Genomic DNA, 16,276 nt, shown 5'->3' on the forward strand with positions numbered 1-16,276 from the left:
TGATTTACGGGGTAGTTAAGTCGGGCAAACCCTTTGACCCAAAATACTTGGAAAAAGGGCTTGCCATTCAAGACGGTATCTGACCCCGACTTTTAATTACTTAGGCGCGAGCTGGCTGAGGTCGCGTACTGCGCCGCGGTCGGCGGAGGTGGTCAGTGCGGCATAGGCTTGCAGCGCTTGCGAGACGTAGCGCTCGCGGTTGACCGGCTTCCAGGCGGCGGCGCCGCGCGCTTCCATCGCTGCGCGGCGCTGCGCCAGTGTGTCCGGCGTTACGCGCAGGTTGATGGTGCGCGACGGGATGTCGATGTCGATCATGTCGCCTTCCTCCACCAGGCCGATCGCGCCGCCTTCCGCCGCTTCCGGCGAGGCGTGCCCGATCACCAGGCCGGACGAGCCGCCGGAGAAACGGCCGTCGGTGAACAACGCGCACGCCTTGCCCAGGCCTTTCGACTTGATGTAGGACGTCGGGTACAGCATTTCCTGCATGCCCGGGCCGCCTTTCGGGCCTTCGTAGCGGATGATGACGACGTCGCCTTCGTGCACGGTGTCGCCCAGGATGCCTTCCACCGCAGCGTCCTGGCTTTCGAATACGCGTGCCTTGCCGCTGAATGTGAGGATCGATTCGTCGACACCGGCGGTTTTCACGATACAGCCCTTCTCGGCGATGTTCCCGTACAGGACTGCCAGGCCGCCGTCTTTCGAGTAGGCGTGCTCCAGGTCGCGGATGCAGCCGGCGCTGCGGTCCAGGTCCGACGAGGCATAGCGTTCCGATTGCGAGAACGCCACCTGGGTCGGCACGCCGCCCGGCGCTGCGCGGAACAACTGGTGCACCGCTGCGTCGTCGCTGCGCTTGATGTCGTACTTCTCGATGGCCTCGCCCATGGTCGGGCTGTGCACGGTGTGCTGGGTGGTGTCCAGCAAGCCGGCGCGCGCCAGTTCGCCCAGGATCGAGATGATGCCGCCTGCGCGGTGCACGTCTTCAATGTGGAATTTATCGGTCATCGGCGCGACCTTGCACAGGCAAGGCACTTTGCGCGAGATGCGGTCGATGTCGGCCATGGTAAACGGCACGCCCGCTTCGTGCGCGGCGGCCAGCAGGTGCAGCACGGTATTGGTGGAGCCGCCCATCGACACGTCCAGCGCCATCGCGTTCTCGAACGCTTCCTTGGTGGCGATGGAGCGCGGCAGCACGCTGTAGTCGTCCTGCTCGTAGTGGCGCTTGGCCAGGTCGACGATCAGGCGGCCGGCGCGCAGGAACAGTTCCTTGCGGTCGCTGTGGGTGGCGACGATGGTGCCGTTGCCCGGCAGGGACAAGCCCAGCGCCTCGGTCAGGCAGTTCATCGAGTTGGCGGTGAACATGCCGGAGCAGGAGCCGCAGGTCGGACAGGCCGAGCGCTCGATTTCCGCCACGTCGGCATCGGATACGCTGCTGTCGCCGGCCTTGATCATGGCGTCAACCAGGTCCAGCTTGATAATCTTCTCGCCGCCGTTGACGGTCTTGATCACCTTGCCCGCTTCCATCGGGCCGCCGGAGACGAACACCGCCGGAATGTTCAGGCGCATGGCAGCCATCAGCATGCCCGGGGTGATCTTGTCGCAGTTGGAGATGCAGACCATGGCGTCGGCGCAGTGGGCGTTGACCATGTATTCCACCGAATCGGCGATCAGGTCGCGCGATGGCAGCGAGTACAGCATGCCGCCGTGGCCCATGGCGATGCCGTCGTCGACCGCGATGGTGTTGAATTCCTTGGCCACGCCGCCGGATGCTTCGATCTCGCGCGCAACCAGTTGGCCCAGGTCCTTCAGGTGGACGTGGCCCGGTACGAATTGGGTGAAGGAGTTGACCACCGCGATGATCGGCTTATTGAAATCGCCATCTTTCATGCCGGTGGCACGCCACAGGGCGCGCGCGCCTGCCATGTTGCGGCCTTGGGTGGTGGTGTAGGAACGGTATTGCGGCATGGTGGGGTCTCCTCGGTAAGAGACTAAGGGTGCCTTGCCCCTGGCAAGTTGTCAAATATATGATAACCACTGCTGTGATATTCTTTGCGAATGAATATTGAACTACGCCAGCTGCGCTATTTCGCCACCGTCGCCGAGGAGCTGCATTTCGGCCGCGCCGCACGCCGCCTGCACATGACGCAGCCACCGCTGTCGCAAACCATCATGGCCTTGGAAGAGATGCTGGGCGCGCCGCTGTTCGAGCGCAACCGGCGCGGCGTGGCGCTGACCGCGGCCGGCGAAGCCCTGCTGCCGGAAGCGCGCCGCCTGCTCGAGCAATCGGCCGGGCTGGCGGAACTGGTGCAGCGCGCAGCCACGGGCGCCAGCGGGCGGCTGTCGCTGGCTTTCGTGTCGTCCGCCGATTACAGCGTGCTGCCGCCTACCCTGCGCGCTTACCGCGCCGAGTATCCGCAAGTTGAAATCACACTCAAGGAAGCCACGTCGGACCTGCAGCTCGACGACCTGCTGGACGGCCGGGTCGACGCCGGCCTGCTGATCCCTCCCCTGCCCGACCGCGCGCGCCAGGAGCTGGAATACCTGCCGGTCCTGAGCGAACCGCTGGTGCTGGCCGCGCCGGCAGGATTGCCTGCCCTGGCGCGCGCGCGCGCCGCCGATTTGCGCCAGCTGGCCGGCCTGCCGCTGATCATTTTCCCGCGCCATATCTCGCCCGGGCTGTACGACGCCATCCTGTCAGTGTTCCGCGCAGCCGGCATCACCGCCGAGGTGGGGCAGGAAGCGATCCAGATGCAGACCATCGTCAGCCTCGTATCGGCTGGCATGGGTATCGCACTTGTGCCACAATCCGTGTCGAATTTGCGCCGGCCGGGGGTGGAGTACCTGCCCCTGGTCCAGAGCACGCCGCTGGTGGAAACCGGCCTGGCCTGGCGGCGCGACAATGCCTCGCCCGTGCTGCGCGGCTTCTTGGAATTGATGAGAAAGAGAATCTGAATGCCGTTAATGCATCCAATGCCCGATCCGGTCGCCATCCACCTCGGCCCCGTGGCGATCCACTGGTATGGCCTGATGTACGTGCTGGCTTTTGCCATGTTCATCGGACTTGGCCGCTTGCGCATCAAGCAAGCGCACATCGCCGCGCAAGGCTGGACCAAGGAAGACCTGGACGACATGCTGTTCTACGGCATGCTCGGCGTGATCGTCGGCGGGCGCCTGGGTGAAGTGTTCTTCTACCAGCCGGAAATGCTGCTGACGCCACTGCGCATCCTCAGGGTGTGGGAAGGCGGCATGAGCTTCCACGGCGGTTTCCTCGGGGTCTTGATCGGCATGGCGCTGTGGGCCCGCAAACGCCAGCGCAACCTGCTGGATGTGTATGACTTCATCGCGCCGCTGGTGCCGCTGGGGTATGCGGCCGGCCGCATGGGTAATTTCATCAACGCCGAACTGCCGGGACGCATCGTCAGCGACCCAAGCCTGCCTTGGGCGATGATCTACCCGAACGTGGGGCCGCTGCCGCGCCACCCTTCGGCGATCTACCAGATGCTGGTCGACGGCATCCTGGTGTTCTGCATCCTGTGGCCATACGCGCGCAAGGCCCGTCCACGCCTGGCAGTCGGCGCCCTGTACGTGCTGCTGTATGGCTGCGCGCGCTTCTTCACCGAGTGGTTCCGCACCCCGGACTGGGAAATCACTGTGGCCGGCCTGCCGATCACCTCCGGCCAGATGCTGTCGCTGCCGATGATCGTCGGCGCCATCATCATGCTGCTGTGGGCCTACCGCTCAAACCAGCCCAATCGCGCCGGCCAGCGCGCCTAAGGCAATCAGCCACAAGGGATTCAGCTTGGTCGCATAGGCCGCCGCTGCGGCAGCCAGCGCCAGCACGATGCCGCGCCACCCGGCGCCGGCCACACTCAGGAAGGTCCACGCGGCGCCGGCCAGCATGCCGGCCGCCAGCGGCGCCAGCGCATCGCGCAACGCGCCGGCCCAGCGCCCTTCCCCGCCGCCATGGCGGTTGATCACGGTTCCCAGCGCCAGCACCAGGCAGGACGAAGGCACGATTGCCGCCAGCGTCACCACCACGGCGCCCAGCCAGCCCTTGATCATCCAGCCGATCAGCGTCACGAACAGCAGGTTCGGGCCGGGCGCAGCCTGCGCCAGGGCGTACATGGCCGCGAACTGCTCGTCCGTCAGCCAGTGGTTCTGCACCGAGACGTAATGGTGCACGTCCGGCGCCACCAGCACCACGCCGCCGCCGATTGCCGTCAACGACAACACCGCCAGGTGCCAGGCGAGCCCGCCCAGTTTGACGTCGTCGTTCATGGCTTCCTCCAGACGAAGGCAAACAGCAGGAAGCCGATCGGCACCAGCGTGGCGACCACTGTGATCAGCCCGAGCTTCGCCACGCCCAGGCCGATAAACGCCGCCGCCAGCAGCGCAAGCTGCAGCAGACGGCGTCCACGCTGGCTGGTTCCGCGCAACATGCCAACCGCCAGCTTGAGCGCCGTCGCCAGGATCAGGCCCGACGCAGCGGCGGCCATGCCGCGCATGGCGTTGACGAACAGCGGATGGTGCGCCAGCCCCTGGTACGCCGCACCCAGTGCGATCACGATGAAGAACGGGCCAAGCAGGAGCCCCGCCAGCGCCGAGAAGCCGCCGGCCACGCCTGCATAGCGCTGGCCGACCATGACGGAAAGATTGCAGATTGTGGGGCCAGGCAGGAGTTGCGCGATGCTGAGAAGCTGGCCAAATTCAGCGGCGGTCAGCCACTGCGTGCGTTCCACCAGGTGGCGGTAGGCAAACGGCAGCACGCCGCCAAAGCCCTGTAATGCCATATGAGAGAAGACCTTGAACAGCGCCCAGCATCCGACCCGTGCATCCTGCATCGCATCCTCCGTACAGCCTGGCGCATCCCCTCAGGCGAATGCGCGATAGAACATATAGCCTGCCAGTGAGAACAGCACCACGGCGAAGACGCGCTTGAGCGCCGCCACATCCATCTTGTGCGCCATGCGCGCGCCAAGCGGCGCCATGGTCACGCTGGCGGCCACGATCACGGCCAGGGCCGGCAGATAGACAAAGCCCAGCGAATGCTGCGGCAGGCCCGGCTCCGACCAGCCGAAATAAATATTCGACAAGGTGCCCGACAAGGCAATCGGGAAGCCCAGCGCCGCGCTGGTCGCCACTGCCTGGTGAATACGCACATTACACCAGGTCATGAACGGCACCGAAATAAATCCGCCGCCGGCACCGACCAGCCCAGCCAAGGTGCCGATCACCCCGCCTGCCGCGAACATGCCCGCCGTGCCAGGCAAATCACGCCCGGCGGAAGGCTTCTTATTGCGCAGCATCTGCGCTGCCGAAAATGCCACGAACACGGAGAACAGCAGCGCCAGCGCCGAAGTATTCATCTGCTTGCCGATCCAGGGCCCGAGCCACGAACCGATCACGATGCCCGGCGCCAGCAGCGCCACGATGCGCCATTGCACCGCGCCATGCCGGTGGTGCGCCCGCACCGAAGACAGGGAAGTAAACATGATCGTCGCCAGCGAAGTCGCAATCGCCATATGCACCACCAGCGCGGGCGCAAAGCCCTTGGCCGTGAAGATCATGGTGATGAAGGGCACCAGCACCATGCCGCCGCCAATCCCCAGCAAGCCCGCCGCGTATCCGCCGCCCGCCCCCATCAGGAGCAGGATGCCGACCAGACTCCAATCCATCAATCGCCCTTCAGCAGCGCCATCACATGCTTCCATTGACCCGGAGTAACCGGCGTGATCGACAGGCGGCTGCCTTTTTGCAGCACCACCATGTCTTCCAACTGCGGCAGCGAACGCATTTCCGCCAGCGACAACAGGCGCGTCTTGCGCACGCCCTGCACGTCGACGGAAATCCAGCGCGGCTGCTCCTGCGTCGCCTTCGCATCGTAATAGTGGCTCTTGGGATCGAACTGGGTGGCGTCGGGATACGGCCCGCTGACCACTTCCGCGATGCCGGCAATGCCCGGCTCGGGACAGGAGGAATGGTAGAACAGGACACCGTCGCCGATCTTCATCGCATCACGCATGAAGTTGCGGGCCTGGTAGTTGCGCACGCCGAACCACGGCACCGTCTTGCCTTTGGCAGACATCACGTCGTCGATGCTTACCTCGTCGGGCTCAGACTTCATCAACCAATATTGCATGGCGCTCCTCTGGACGTAAAAAAACGGTTGCGCACCCTCGGGTGCTGGCAACCGCTTTCGTATGGAATGAGGCCCCGCCTGTGCCGTTATGCCGGCATCCCGAACCTTACGGTTCAAGGTGGTTACAGTTAGTTCAACTTCGGGTTCATCAGACTAGTGACGCTCACGCCCGTCGAACAAATTTCCGCAACCGGTGCATGTAAATGGTTCAAGGAATATATGGCAAATCTCGAACACCGCAGGGTGACACGAAGTTTACTCCTCAAACGTTTTGTGCGAAAGGCCTTTAAGACAATTTTTCGGAATTAGAAGAGATTCTCTTGCGGGGTCAGCGCGTTGTCGAGCACCTTGTGCATGGCGCCCAGCTTCTCCTGCACTTCCAGCATGGACGGGCCGCCGTTGGCGGTTTTCGATGCCAGGAATTCAGCCGCCATGCCCAGCGCCGCCATCACGGCGATGCGGTCATTGCCCTTGATCTTGCCGGCGTCGCGGATGGCGCTCATCTTTTTGTCGAGCAGGTTGGCCGCTTCGCGCAGCGCGCGTTCTTCATCGGCCTTGCATGCCAGCTTGTAGGGCTGGCCCATGATGGTCACGTCGACATGGATCATTGTGCGTCCTCAGGAGTATCTGCTTCGGCGGCGGGAATTTTATCCAGCAGCGCCATCACGCGCCCATGCGCTTCCCCGAGGCGGCGTTGGTATTCGAGATTATCGGCCACCAGGGCTGCATTGGCCTGGCGCAACTGGGCGTTCTCGCGGCGCAAGGATTGCGCGAGCTCCGCAAGGCGGTCGATTTTGTCGGAAAGTTCTTGGAAGTCTGCGATCATCCCGAAACTATAGAGCCGCACGATTGTACGGTCAACCTGGTGTTATACATGCTTACGATTGTAGCTCATTTGTAAGCGTGCCTTGCGATCTTCCGCGCCACCGCCCGCATTGACGGCGCTTTGGCATTTCCTGACAATGCTGGGCATGAAAGCCCTACTGGTAGAAGACGAACAGCGGATCGCCCGCATCCACGCCCTGCTGCGCCGTGTCAGCGGCGAACGGCAGAACGTGCTGGCGGCCGGTCCGCTCACGCTGGACCGCCTGTCGCGCGTGGCCGAATTCGATGGCCGCGAAGTCGAGCTGACCAGCCGCGAATTCAACTTGATGGAATACCTGATGCGCGCGCCGGGCCGGGTGTATACCCGCACCCAGATCCTCGAACATGTGCGGGGCTACGACTTCGACCCGCAAACCAATATGGTCGATGTCTGCATCCAGCGCCTGCGCAGGAAGCTGGCCCTGCCCGAGCACGTCGCCATCGAAGCGGTGCGCGGGGTCGGCTACCGCCTGCGCAAGCCGGACGGCGACGCATGAAGACGGCGCGCCGCCCGTTCATCCGTTCCTTCCGCATCCGCATCGCGCTGATCACGACCGGGCTGGCCGTCGGCGTGGTGGCGGCGCTGTTCGTCGCCTCCACCCTGGCCGTCGTAGCGCGCCGCGCCAGCATCCTGGACCGCATGATGGTGGCGCACCTGGCGGGACCGGGCTTCGGCACCAAGGCGCCAGCCGTATGGCCCGCCATCGACGCCCACCTGAACGCCAGCTTCAGCGGCTTTGCGCCGCTCGAAAACACCGAGCATTTCGCCATCCTGCGTGCGGTCGACAACCAAGCCGGCCTGCTGTACCAAAGCCCGAACTGGCCCGGCTCCTTGCTGGTGCCGGAAGCAGCCGACAGCGCACTGCGTACGTATTACGGCGGCGGCACCCAATGGCGCATCGGCCAGGCGCGGCGCGGCAGCGTGCTGGTGCAGCTGGGCGTGAACACGACCTTGTCCGAGGCCCAGCTCATGGCAACCATCTGGCGCTTCGGCGGCGCGGTGGTGCTGCTTTGCCTGGCGGTGGGTGCCGTGGCCTGGTACCTGGCCGGGCGCGCCATGCGCCCGATCGAGCACCTGAGCGGCGTGATGGAACGCATCCGCGCCAGCGATTTGCGGCAGCGCGTGGCCGCCGACGAAGAGGTGCTGGAATTCGAACGCCTGGTGACCGTGTTCAACGACATGCTGGACCGGCTGGAGCGCAGCTTCCTGCAGTCGGCGCGTTTCTCCGGCGATGCCGCGCACGAACTGCGCACGCCGGTCTCGATCCTGCAGGGAGAACTGGAACGCGCCTTCGAACGCGCCGGCGCCTACCCGGAACTGGAGCAGTCGCTGGCCGACATGCTGGATGAAGTGCGCCGCCTCGACAACGTGGTGCGCAAGCTACTGATGCTGTCGCGCGCAGATGCCGGCCAACTCCGGATTCCGATGCAAGCATTCGACCTGGTGCCGGTCCTGCGCGAGCTGGCCGACGACCTGGACATGATGGCGCCGGAGCGCCCGTTGCGGCTCGACCTGCCGCCGCGCCTGCCGGTGCGGGGCGATGCCGACCTGCTGCGCCAGGTGCTGCAAAACCTGGTCAGCAACGCAGTCAAATACGGCGTGCCGGAAGGCTGGATCGCCATCGCCGGCCAGCGCAGCGCTGCCGGTTGGCAAATCGACGTGGCCAATGCCTCCACCGGCATCGCCTTCGAACAGCGCGACCGCCTGTTCGACCGCTTCTACCGCGCCGGCCACGCCTACAACCGCCGCGTGGCAGGCGTGGGACTGGGCCTGGCGCTGGCACGCGAAATCGCGCGCGCCCATGGCGGCGAACTGCGCCTGTCCGACTGCACGCCGACCCAGGTCACGTTCAGCCTGACCTTGCCGGCCGGCGCCAGCGACAACTGACTAGCAATTCAGTCATATCAAGCTTCCAAGAAATATAACCGTCCGGAAATGCCAAACACCCTTCGCTCATAGAGCGGGCGGGCGCGCACGCCGGCCCTGCGCACGCTTGCATGAGCTGCCGTTGCGACAGCAAGCTGAACTTGTCATTATTTATTTACGAAAAGACCACAAATTTTGACAAAGTCATGCTGGGAGGGACTATGCAGTACAAGCAGGTCGAACGGGTCGACCCTGCGCTGGATGCCACACGCGCCGACGACCCCTTTCGCGATGACCGCTTGCTGGCGGAAATGCAGGATATCGTCACCGGGGAGAGCACCTTCGGAATCAGATTAGTCGACACGCCCGAAGGGCGTAGCAAGGCGAGCATGCTGATTCACAAGATGTACGCCTGGCGTGGCCTGGAAGGCACCCATGCGCTGTCCGATGACCCGAACCGCGTCACGCTCATGGCACACAACCGTGAAGAGGCGGTCGGCACCTTGACGCTCGGCTTGGACAGTCCATCCGGCATCCTGGCCGACCAACTGTTCCGCGCCGAGATCGACGCCTTCCGTGCGCGCGGCAAACGCGTCTGCGAATTCATCAAGCTGGCCTTCGACATGGGGCCAAAATCGAAGAGCTACCTGGCGGCGCTGATCCATCTGGCCGTCATGTACGCTTACGACATTCATCGCTTCGACGTGCTGTTCATCGAAGTCACGCCGCGCCATCGCCAGTTCTACCAGCGCATGCTGGGCTTCCGCCAGCTTGGCGAAGAGGTGGTCAACCCGCGCGTCAATGTGCGCGGAGTGCTGATGCATATCGAACTGTCGTACATGAAAGAGCAGATCCGCCGCTTCGGCGGCCAGCCCGATTCCGACGAACGTTCCTTCTATCCGCTGTTCTTCTCGCCGCATGAAGAAGCGGGAATCATCAATCGGCTGCGGCAACAGGAATAAGCACCATGGCTGAATCCAACACCGAACGCCACTTCAACTATGCGCAAGCCTTCTCGCGCAATATCGGCTGGGTTACCGAGGCGGAACAGGAAGCGCTGCGCAACAAGTGCGTCGCCATTGCCGGCGCCGGCGGCGTGGGCGGCGTGCACTTGCTGACGCTGGCGCGCATGGGCGTGGGAGCGTTCCACCTGGCCGACTTCGACACCTTCGACATCCCCAACTTCAACCGCCAGGCCGGCGCCTTCATGTCGACACTGGGCCAGCCCAAGGTCGACGTGATGGCGCGCATGGCGCGCGACATCAACCCGGAAGTGAAGATCCGCACCTTCCCGCAGGGCGTCAACCAGGGCAACCTGCGCGATTTCCTGCAAGGTGCCGACGTGTACGTCGACGGGCTGGACTTCTTCGCCTTCGAAGCGCGCAAGCAAACCTATGCCATGTGCGAGGCGCTGGGCGTACCGGCCACCTGCGCGGCGCCGCTGGGCATGAGCGTGGCAGGCCTGAACTTCGTCCCGGGCGCCATGACCTTTGAAGAATACTTCGGCTGGGGCGACCTGCCGGAGCTCGACATGGCGATACGCTTCCTGGTCGGGCTGGCGCCGGCCGCCCTGCACCGCAGCTACCTGGTGCCAGGCGGGATCAACCTGGCCGAGCGGCGCGGCGCCTCCACCGCCATGGCTTGCCAGTTATGTTCCGGCGTGGCGGCCACCCAGGCCATCAAGATGATGCTCAAGCGCGGCAAGATCCTGGCGGCGCCACATGGCTTCCAGTACGACGCCTACCGCGACAAGTTCATCACCACCTGGCGCCCGGGCGGCAATCGCCATCCCTTGAATTGGCTCACCATCCAATTCGCCAAGCGCAAATTCTCGGCAATGCTGGCCGCGCAGGCGAAATAAATACGGTTTAATTTTAAATTAATACTCACACCGGTCGCGACATAAAAAGTCACACAAAATATCAACGCTTGCGAATGCTCACCAAATATCCCGTCCAAGTCATTGAATTTGCTCCTTAATTTTAGGAAGCTACATGTCGGAATATTTTACAGAGCAGGCCGCACAGCGCAAACAACATGGTTTGAAAGTTAATACTAAGCGTTTGTTTTTTGGTCGTATTTTAAATATGGCATACGTATTGCTTTGATAAAGATCATGACCTGAACAAATTTAATGCTCAGTCATCCCAAAACTGGTGCTTTATCCTCTCAACGGAGAAATGTAATGAAGATTCTCACACCTCGCGTTCGCGGCCTGGCCGCCAGCATGCTGCTAGCATTTGGCGCACTGGCGACCGGTAGCGCAGCCGCAGCACCTGCTTTCCAGGTGGACCCAACCGGACTGGCACCTGCTGGCAATATCTTCACGGCCGACGCCCTGAACGGCGTTTCGTCGGCACGCGTCGCTTATACGGGCGTGGGCAACAACTACGTGTCCAACGGCTATATCGTGTTCAGCGGCTTTTCCCTGAACTCGAACAACGTGTCGACCGCCGATACCCGTGTCAACTTCGACTATGGCTTGTACGCCACCTTCCAGCAGGACTTCACGTGCAGCGGCATTCTTGGCCCGGGCGTATCCTGCACCCCGACCGCCCTGTCGCTGCAGCTGTGGGCCGATGTCGGCAACGACAATACGTATAACCAGGCCGTGGTCGGCACCGATCCTTCGGTCAATTTTGCCGGTGCGCAAACCCAGCTGGCCTGGTCCGACTTCGCCTATAACGGCGTCGGCGGCATCGACAATCTCGGCGGCGTGTTCCAGAACGTCACCATGAGCTGGTTCCTGACCCCTGAAGGCAAAAACTACTTCTTCGACCCGGATCCGTTCTACACGGCCTCGTTCGCGGCATTCAACAACACCACACAAGGCGTCGATTGCGATACCGTCGACTGCACCAACGCCCTCGACATTGCCATCACCCAGGAAGGCGGCATCCTTGATTTCGTCGCCGCCGTCCCTGAACCTGGCGTGCTGGGACTGCTGGGCATCGGCCTGCTCGGGATGGCCGGCGTCCATCGCCGCAAACAGCGTTAAGCTCCACGCATGACGAAAATGGGACCGGCGACGGTCCCATTTTCATTGATGGCCGCCCTCCCCGCCTTACCCCTTCCAAGCGCTCGCGCGCCCCATCATTGCCTTCCTGGCATGATTGACATCAAACCAACGCTTGATCAAGCGCAAAGAAATTCCCTTGAAAAGGGAAAGTGTCGTCCCTATAATTGTTGGCACTCGTTAGCCGAGAGTGCTAACAACTGTCAATAAACCGAGTAAAAGGAGTTTTGTATGAACCTTCGCCCTTTGCATGACCGCGTCATCGTCAAACGCCTGGACCAGGAAACCAAGACCGCGTCCGGCCTGATCATCCCTGATGCCGCCGCTGAAAAGCCGGACCAGGGTGAAGTGCTGGCAGTTGGCAACGGCAAAGTTGCTGACAACGGCACCGTGCGTGCTCTGGAAGTGAAAGTGGGCGACCGCGTTCTGTTCGGCAAATACGCCGGCCAAGCCGTCAAAGTTGACGGCCAGGAACTGCTGGTAATGCGCGAAGAAGACATCATGGCCGTGGTTCAGAAGTAATCACAGCCCCCTAGACAGATAGAATTCAGGAGAAACAAACATGGCAGCTAAAGAAGTCATTTTCGGCGATTCCGCACGTGCCAAGATGGTCGAAGGCGTGAACATCCTCGCCAACGCAGTTAAAGTCACCCTGGGCCCGAAAGGCCGCAACGTGGTGCTGGAGCGCTCCTTCGGCGCCCCAACCGTCACCAAGGACGGCGTGTCGGTCGCCAAGGAGATCGAGCTCAAGGATAAGCTGATGAACATGGGCGCGCAGATGGTCAAGGAAGTTGCTTCCAAGACCTCCGACAACGCCGGTGACGGTACCACCACCGCAACCGTGCTGGCCCAGGCCATCGTGCGCGAAGGCATGAAATACGTTGCCGCCGGCATGAACCCAATGGACCTGAAGCGCGGCATCGACAAGGCAGTTGCTGCCACCGTCGAACAGCTGAAGACCATGTCCAAGCCAACCACCACCTCCAAGGAAATCGCCCAGGTTGGCGCGATCTCCGCCAACTCGGAAACCTCGATCGGCGACCGTATCGCTGAAGCGATGGAAAAAGTGGGCAAGGAAGGCGTCATCACCGTGGAAGACGGCAAGTCCCTGCACGACGAGCTGGACATCGTGGAAGGCATGCAGTTCGACCGCGGCTACCTGTCCCCATACTTCATCAACAACCAAGAGAAGCAAGTTGCCGTCCTGGAGAACCCATTCGTTCTGCTGTGCGACAAGAAGATCGCCAACATCCGCGACCTGCTGCCAGTACTGGAGCAAGTAGCGAAAGCCGGCCGTCCACTGCTGATCATCGCTGAAGACATCGAAGGCGAAGCACTGGCGACCCTGGTGGTCAACAACATCCGCGGCATCCTGAAGACCTGCGCAGTGAAAGCCCCTGGCTTCGGCGACCGTCGCAAGGCAATGCTGGAAGACATCGCCATCCTGACCGGCGGCCAGGTGGTTGCTGAAGAAGTCGGCCTGACCCTGGAGAAAGCCACCCTGGCAGAACTGGGCCAAGCCAAGCGCATCGAAGTGGGCAAGGAAAACACCATCGTTATCGACGGCGCAGGCGAAGCTTCCGCAATCGAAGGCCGCGTGGCACAGATCCGCACCCAGATCGAAGGCGCAACCTCCGACTACGACCGCGAAAAACTGCAGGAGCGCGTGGCCAAGCTGGCCGGCGGTGTTGCCGTGATCAAGGTTGGCGCAGCCACCGAAGTCGAAATGAAAGAGAAGAAGGCCCGCGTTGAAGACGCACTGCACGCAACCCGCGCAGCTGTGGAAGAAGGCATTGTGCCTGGCGGCGGCGTAGCCCTGCTGCGTGCCCGCGCCAACCTGAACGTGAAAGGCGACAACGCCGACCAGGAAGCAGGCATCAAGATCGTCCTGCGCGCCATGGAAGAGCCTCTGCGCATGATCGTCACCAACGCCGGCGAAGAAGCATCGGTGGTGGTGAACGCAGTGCTGGCAGGTTCCGGCAACTACGGCTACAACGCTGCCAACGGCACCTACGGCGACATGGTTGAAATGGGCGTTCTGGACCCGGCTAAAGTAACCCGCTCGGCCCTGCAGAACGCAGCGTCGATCGCTGGCCTGATGCTGACCACCGACTGCATGGTTGCTGAAGTCGCAGAAGACAAGCCAGCCGGCGGCATGGGCGGTATGGGTGGCATGGGCGGCATGGGTGGCATGGACGGCATGATGTAATAGCCGGCAGCCTCACCGCTGACTAAAAAGCCTGCAAGGTTTGCGCCTTGCAGGCTTTTTCATTTGCCCCGACCGTTCGCACTGCTTAACTTTGTGTAACATGCCGGCATGACAGCCGAAACCATCACCTGCCCCACCCACGGCGAAAGCCAATTTGCTTTCGTTTGCAAGCACCTGATCGCACATCCAGCCCAGAAATGGCACTGCGGCTATCCGGAAGAAGACGAGCCTTGGCGCGATGCCTGGTGTTCCGCCTGCAATGAAGCGTTCGAGCGCGAAGGCGAGTGGAACGAGAATAACGAAGGCGAGGCCGATATCGGCATGCTGTGCGGCCACTGCTACGAAGACGGCATTGCGCAAAGCGTCACCTGCATGGACGACGCCACGGGCAGCGCCTGGGTCCAGTTCCTGCAGACCCAATGCGAGGTCCAGCGGGTGAAACAACAAGCCATGGTCGACAACTGGAGGCTCAACGACTACCCGCGCTGGGACTATTACCAGGAAACCGCGCAGCTGGTGTTTTCCGGCGGCGAACAAGCCGACCTGGTTGCGGATGTCGAATTCGTCGGCACGCTGTCGACAGCCAGCCATACCTGGATGTGGTCGTGGGCGAATTTCAGCCTGCTCGAGCCGGTTCGCTCCCGCATCGCCGCTGTGCGCGGCTTTGGCGAAGAGCATGACTACCCGCTGCTCACGGTGCCGAAGTGGAAAGCTGATGCGGGGGATGGCTGGCATATGACTGCCGTAGCGCTGCACGTCCTCGGCGGCCTGGGCGTCTATCGCGCTCCGAGCGATAACGGTTTTATTTTCATGGTGGTCATGTCCGCCCAGTTACGCACATAGTTTCCGTACATCACCAAAAGCCTGCTGATAGCGACGCCTTGCAGGCTTTTTTCTTTCAGCGAAATTGTCGTGCTACAATCTAGATATCTTTTGCGCAATTTTGATTATTTTTGGATAATATGAAGAAATTTCTCGCTGTCATGCTGTTCCTCGCCGCAGGCGTTGCCTCCGCAGGCCCAATTGAACTGATCACCAATGGCAGCTTTGAACAGAACCGTATAGGCGCCAACTCGTGGACCATCAAATCCGCACTGGATGGATGGAACATTGGCGCAAAAGGCGTTGAAGTGCGCAACAACGTGGCCGGCACGGCGCAGAACGGCAGCAACTTCCTGGAACTGGATTCCACCGCCAACAGCTGGATCAGCCAGACCATCAATACTGTGGTGGGCGGCAAGTACGACCTTTCCTTCTACTACGCTCCACGTGAAAACACCCGCGCTGCCACCAACGGCATCGACGTGCTGTGGAACGGCAATCTGCTGAAGCACGTCGAACAGGACAACTTCACGTCGAAGACCAACTGGTTCAAGATCGAGTTGTCGATGTTTGCCGTCGGCAGCCTGTCGAACCTGAGTTTCCAGGCTTCCGGCATCAGCGACAGCATCGGCGGTTCGCTCGATAACGTATCGCTGAAGGCCGTACCGGAGCCGGCAACCATCGCCTCGATGCTGCTCGGCCTGGGCCTGATGGGCATTACCCTGCGCCGCCGCAAGCAGTAAGCGTCCACTCTCCATTTTCCCAAAGCCTGCCAGGTGCGTGCCTCGCAGGCTTTTCTCATTGTCGCGCCGAAAAATCGATCACCTGTGTACGCTGCACACGCATGGATACCCACAAAGGATTTGCGCCCCTGGCCTTACTTGCCAGCTTTGCCGCCTGCTTCGCTGCCGCCGCATTGGGCGCGCTGGCAACTGCCGATGCGCAGCCTTTCTACGACGCGCTGCAGCGTCCCGGGTGGGCTCCGCCGGCCTGGCTATTCGGTCCCGTCTGGACGCTGCTGTATGCCATGATGGCCATCGCAGCGTGGATCATGTGGCGCAAGCATGCACTCCAAGCCGATCCCGCATTGACAGCGATATTTGCCATGCAGCTTGGCTTGAACGCCTTGTGGAGCTGGATCTTCTTCCGCTGGCATAGCGGTCTGTTCGCCTTCATTGATATCCTTGCGCTGATCGCGGCAGTGGCCATGGTCATCATCAAGTTCTGGGCCAGAAGCCGGATTGCCTCAATGCTGATGTGGCCATACTTTTCCTGGCTTGCATTTGCGGCAATGCTCAATTGGAGTCTCTGGCGCCGGAATCCATTCCTGTGACTTCGATCTGTTAGTATTGGCGCACTTTC

Annotated in this window: 19 protein-coding genes and 1 other RNA gene; 12 read left to right on the plus strand and 8 right to left on the minus strand. The window is 61.9% G+C overall.

The features are described from left to right. Nucleotides 1–96: 96 nt before the first annotated feature. Nucleotides 97–1,962, minus strand: coding sequence for a dihydroxy-acid dehydratase (gene ilvD, locus BM269_RS00005; protein ID WP_090434166.1), 1,866 nt, complete (start codon nucleotides 1,960–1,962; stop codon nucleotides 97–99). A gap of 90 nt (nucleotides 1,963–2,052) precedes the next feature. On the opposite strand from ilvD, the gene BM269_RS00010 reads away from it, so the two are divergent. Continuing rightward, entirely contained in the window at nucleotides 2,053–2,949 is an 897-nt protein-coding gene (locus tag BM269_RS00010) for a LysR family transcriptional regulator (RefSeq protein WP_090434169.1), read from the plus strand. After that, nucleotides 2,950–3,771, plus strand: a complete 822-nt coding sequence (gene lgt / locus BM269_RS00015) for a prolipoprotein diacylglyceryl transferase (RefSeq protein WP_090434172.1) — start codon at nucleotides 2,950–2,952, stop codon at nucleotides 3,769–3,771. Here the strand turns inward: lgt and BM269_RS00020 are convergent. From BM269_RS00020 to BM269_RS00050, 7 genes are all read right to left on the minus strand, one after another. Next, complete coding sequence (locus BM269_RS00020; RefSeq protein WP_090434175.1) at nucleotides 3,736–4,275, minus strand: chromate transporter; 540 nt, start codon at nucleotides 4,273–4,275, stop codon at nucleotides 3,736–3,738. The genes lgt and BM269_RS00020 overlap by 36 nt on opposite strands. Beyond that, nucleotides 4,272–4,838: a chromate transporter gene (locus BM269_RS00025; protein ID WP_090434177.1), complete on the minus strand. Its 567-nt coding sequence runs from the start codon at nucleotides 4,836–4,838 to the stop codon at nucleotides 4,272–4,274. The genes BM269_RS00020 and BM269_RS00025 overlap by 4 nt, the downstream gene beginning before the upstream one ends. A 30-nt stretch (nucleotides 4,839–4,868) precedes the next feature. Continuing rightward, nucleotides 4,869–5,672 carry a sulfite exporter TauE/SafE family protein gene (locus tag BM269_RS00030; RefSeq protein ID WP_090434180.1) on the minus strand — a complete coding sequence of 268 codons (804 nt, stop codon included), beginning with the start codon at nucleotides 5,670–5,672 and terminating at the stop codon, nucleotides 4,869–4,871. After that, on the minus strand, nucleotides 5,672–6,136 hold the full coding sequence (locus tag BM269_RS00035) for an EVE domain-containing protein (RefSeq protein ID WP_090434183.1): 465 nt from the start codon (nucleotides 6,134–6,136) through the stop codon (nucleotides 5,672–5,674). Before BM269_RS00035 ends, BM269_RS00030 begins: the two co-directional genes overlap by 1 nt. Before the next feature lie 67 nt (nucleotides 6,137–6,203). Next, nucleotides 6,204–6,384, minus strand: a non-coding RNA gene (gene ssrS, locus BM269_RS00040) — 6S RNA. 57 nt (nucleotides 6,385–6,441) lie between these two features. Next, nucleotides 6,442–6,744: a cell division protein ZapA gene (locus BM269_RS00045; RefSeq protein ID WP_090434186.1), complete on the minus strand. Its 303-nt coding sequence runs from the start codon at nucleotides 6,742–6,744 to the stop codon at nucleotides 6,442–6,444. Further along, entirely contained in the window at nucleotides 6,741–6,962 is a 222-nt protein-coding gene (locus BM269_RS00050) for a hypothetical protein (RefSeq protein WP_090434189.1), read from the minus strand. The genes BM269_RS00045 and BM269_RS00050 overlap by 4 nt, the downstream gene beginning before the upstream one ends. A gap of 145 nt (nucleotides 6,963–7,107) precedes the next feature. On the opposite strand from BM269_RS00050, the gene BM269_RS00055 reads away from it, so the two are divergent. The 10 genes from BM269_RS00055 (at nucleotide 7,108) to BM269_RS00100 (ending at nucleotide 16,247) form a co-directional block, all read left to right on the plus strand. After that, nucleotides 7,108–7,497: a winged helix-turn-helix domain-containing protein gene (locus BM269_RS00055; protein ID WP_229204433.1), complete on the plus strand. Its 390-nt coding sequence runs from the start codon at nucleotides 7,108–7,110 to the stop codon at nucleotides 7,495–7,497. Next, nucleotides 7,494–8,888: a sensor histidine kinase gene (locus BM269_RS00060; RefSeq protein WP_090434191.1), complete on the plus strand. Its 1,395-nt coding sequence runs from the start codon at nucleotides 7,494–7,496 to the stop codon at nucleotides 8,886–8,888. Before BM269_RS00055 ends, BM269_RS00060 begins: the two co-directional genes overlap by 4 nt. Nucleotides 8,889–9,088: 200 nt before the next feature. Beyond that, a complete protein-coding gene (locus tag BM269_RS00065; RefSeq protein WP_229204434.1) occupies nucleotides 9,089–9,829 on the plus strand; it encodes an N-acyl amino acid synthase FeeM domain-containing protein in 741 nt (246 codons plus the stop codon). Between the two features lie 5 nt (nucleotides 9,830–9,834). Continuing rightward, entirely contained in the window at nucleotides 9,835–10,728 is an 894-nt protein-coding gene (locus BM269_RS00070; protein WP_090434194.1) for a ThiF family adenylyltransferase, read from the plus strand. 324 nt (nucleotides 10,729–11,052) lie between these two features. Further along, nucleotides 11,053–11,865 carry a flocculation-associated PEP-CTERM protein PepA gene (gene pepA, locus BM269_RS00075; protein ID WP_170860240.1) on the plus strand — a complete coding sequence of 271 codons (813 nt, stop codon included), beginning with the start codon at nucleotides 11,053–11,055 and terminating at the stop codon, nucleotides 11,863–11,865. A gap of 249 nt (nucleotides 11,866–12,114) precedes the next feature. Beyond that, entirely contained in the window at nucleotides 12,115–12,405 is a 291-nt protein-coding gene (gene groES / locus BM269_RS00080) for a co-chaperone GroES (RefSeq protein WP_028101749.1), read from the plus strand. Nucleotides 12,406–12,445: 40 nt separating this feature from the next. Next, nucleotides 12,446–14,092: a chaperonin GroEL gene (gene groL / locus BM269_RS00085; RefSeq protein ID WP_090434199.1), complete on the plus strand. Its 1,647-nt coding sequence runs from the start codon at nucleotides 12,446–12,448 to the stop codon at nucleotides 14,090–14,092. A gap of 108 nt (nucleotides 14,093–14,200) precedes the next feature. Then, nucleotides 14,201–14,935 (plus strand): DUF6882 domain-containing protein, encoded by a 735-nt coding sequence (locus BM269_RS29700; RefSeq protein WP_229204435.1) that lies wholly within the window; start codon nucleotides 14,201–14,203, stop codon nucleotides 14,933–14,935. 119 nt (nucleotides 14,936–15,054) lie between these two features. Then, nucleotides 15,055–15,657 (plus strand): PEP-CTERM sorting domain-containing protein, encoded by a 603-nt coding sequence (locus BM269_RS00095; protein WP_090434203.1) that lies wholly within the window; start codon nucleotides 15,055–15,057, stop codon nucleotides 15,655–15,657. 101 nt (nucleotides 15,658–15,758) lie between these two features. Continuing rightward, nucleotides 15,759–16,247: a TspO/MBR family protein gene (locus tag BM269_RS00100; protein ID WP_090434206.1), complete on the plus strand. Its 489-nt coding sequence runs from the start codon at nucleotides 15,759–15,761 to the stop codon at nucleotides 16,245–16,247. Nucleotides 16,248–16,276 lie beyond the last annotated feature (29 nt).

This window comes from Duganella sp. CF458 (genome assembly GCF_900113115.1).
Lineage (GTDB): Bacteria > Pseudomonadota > Gammaproteobacteria > Burkholderiales > Burkholderiaceae_D > Rugamonas.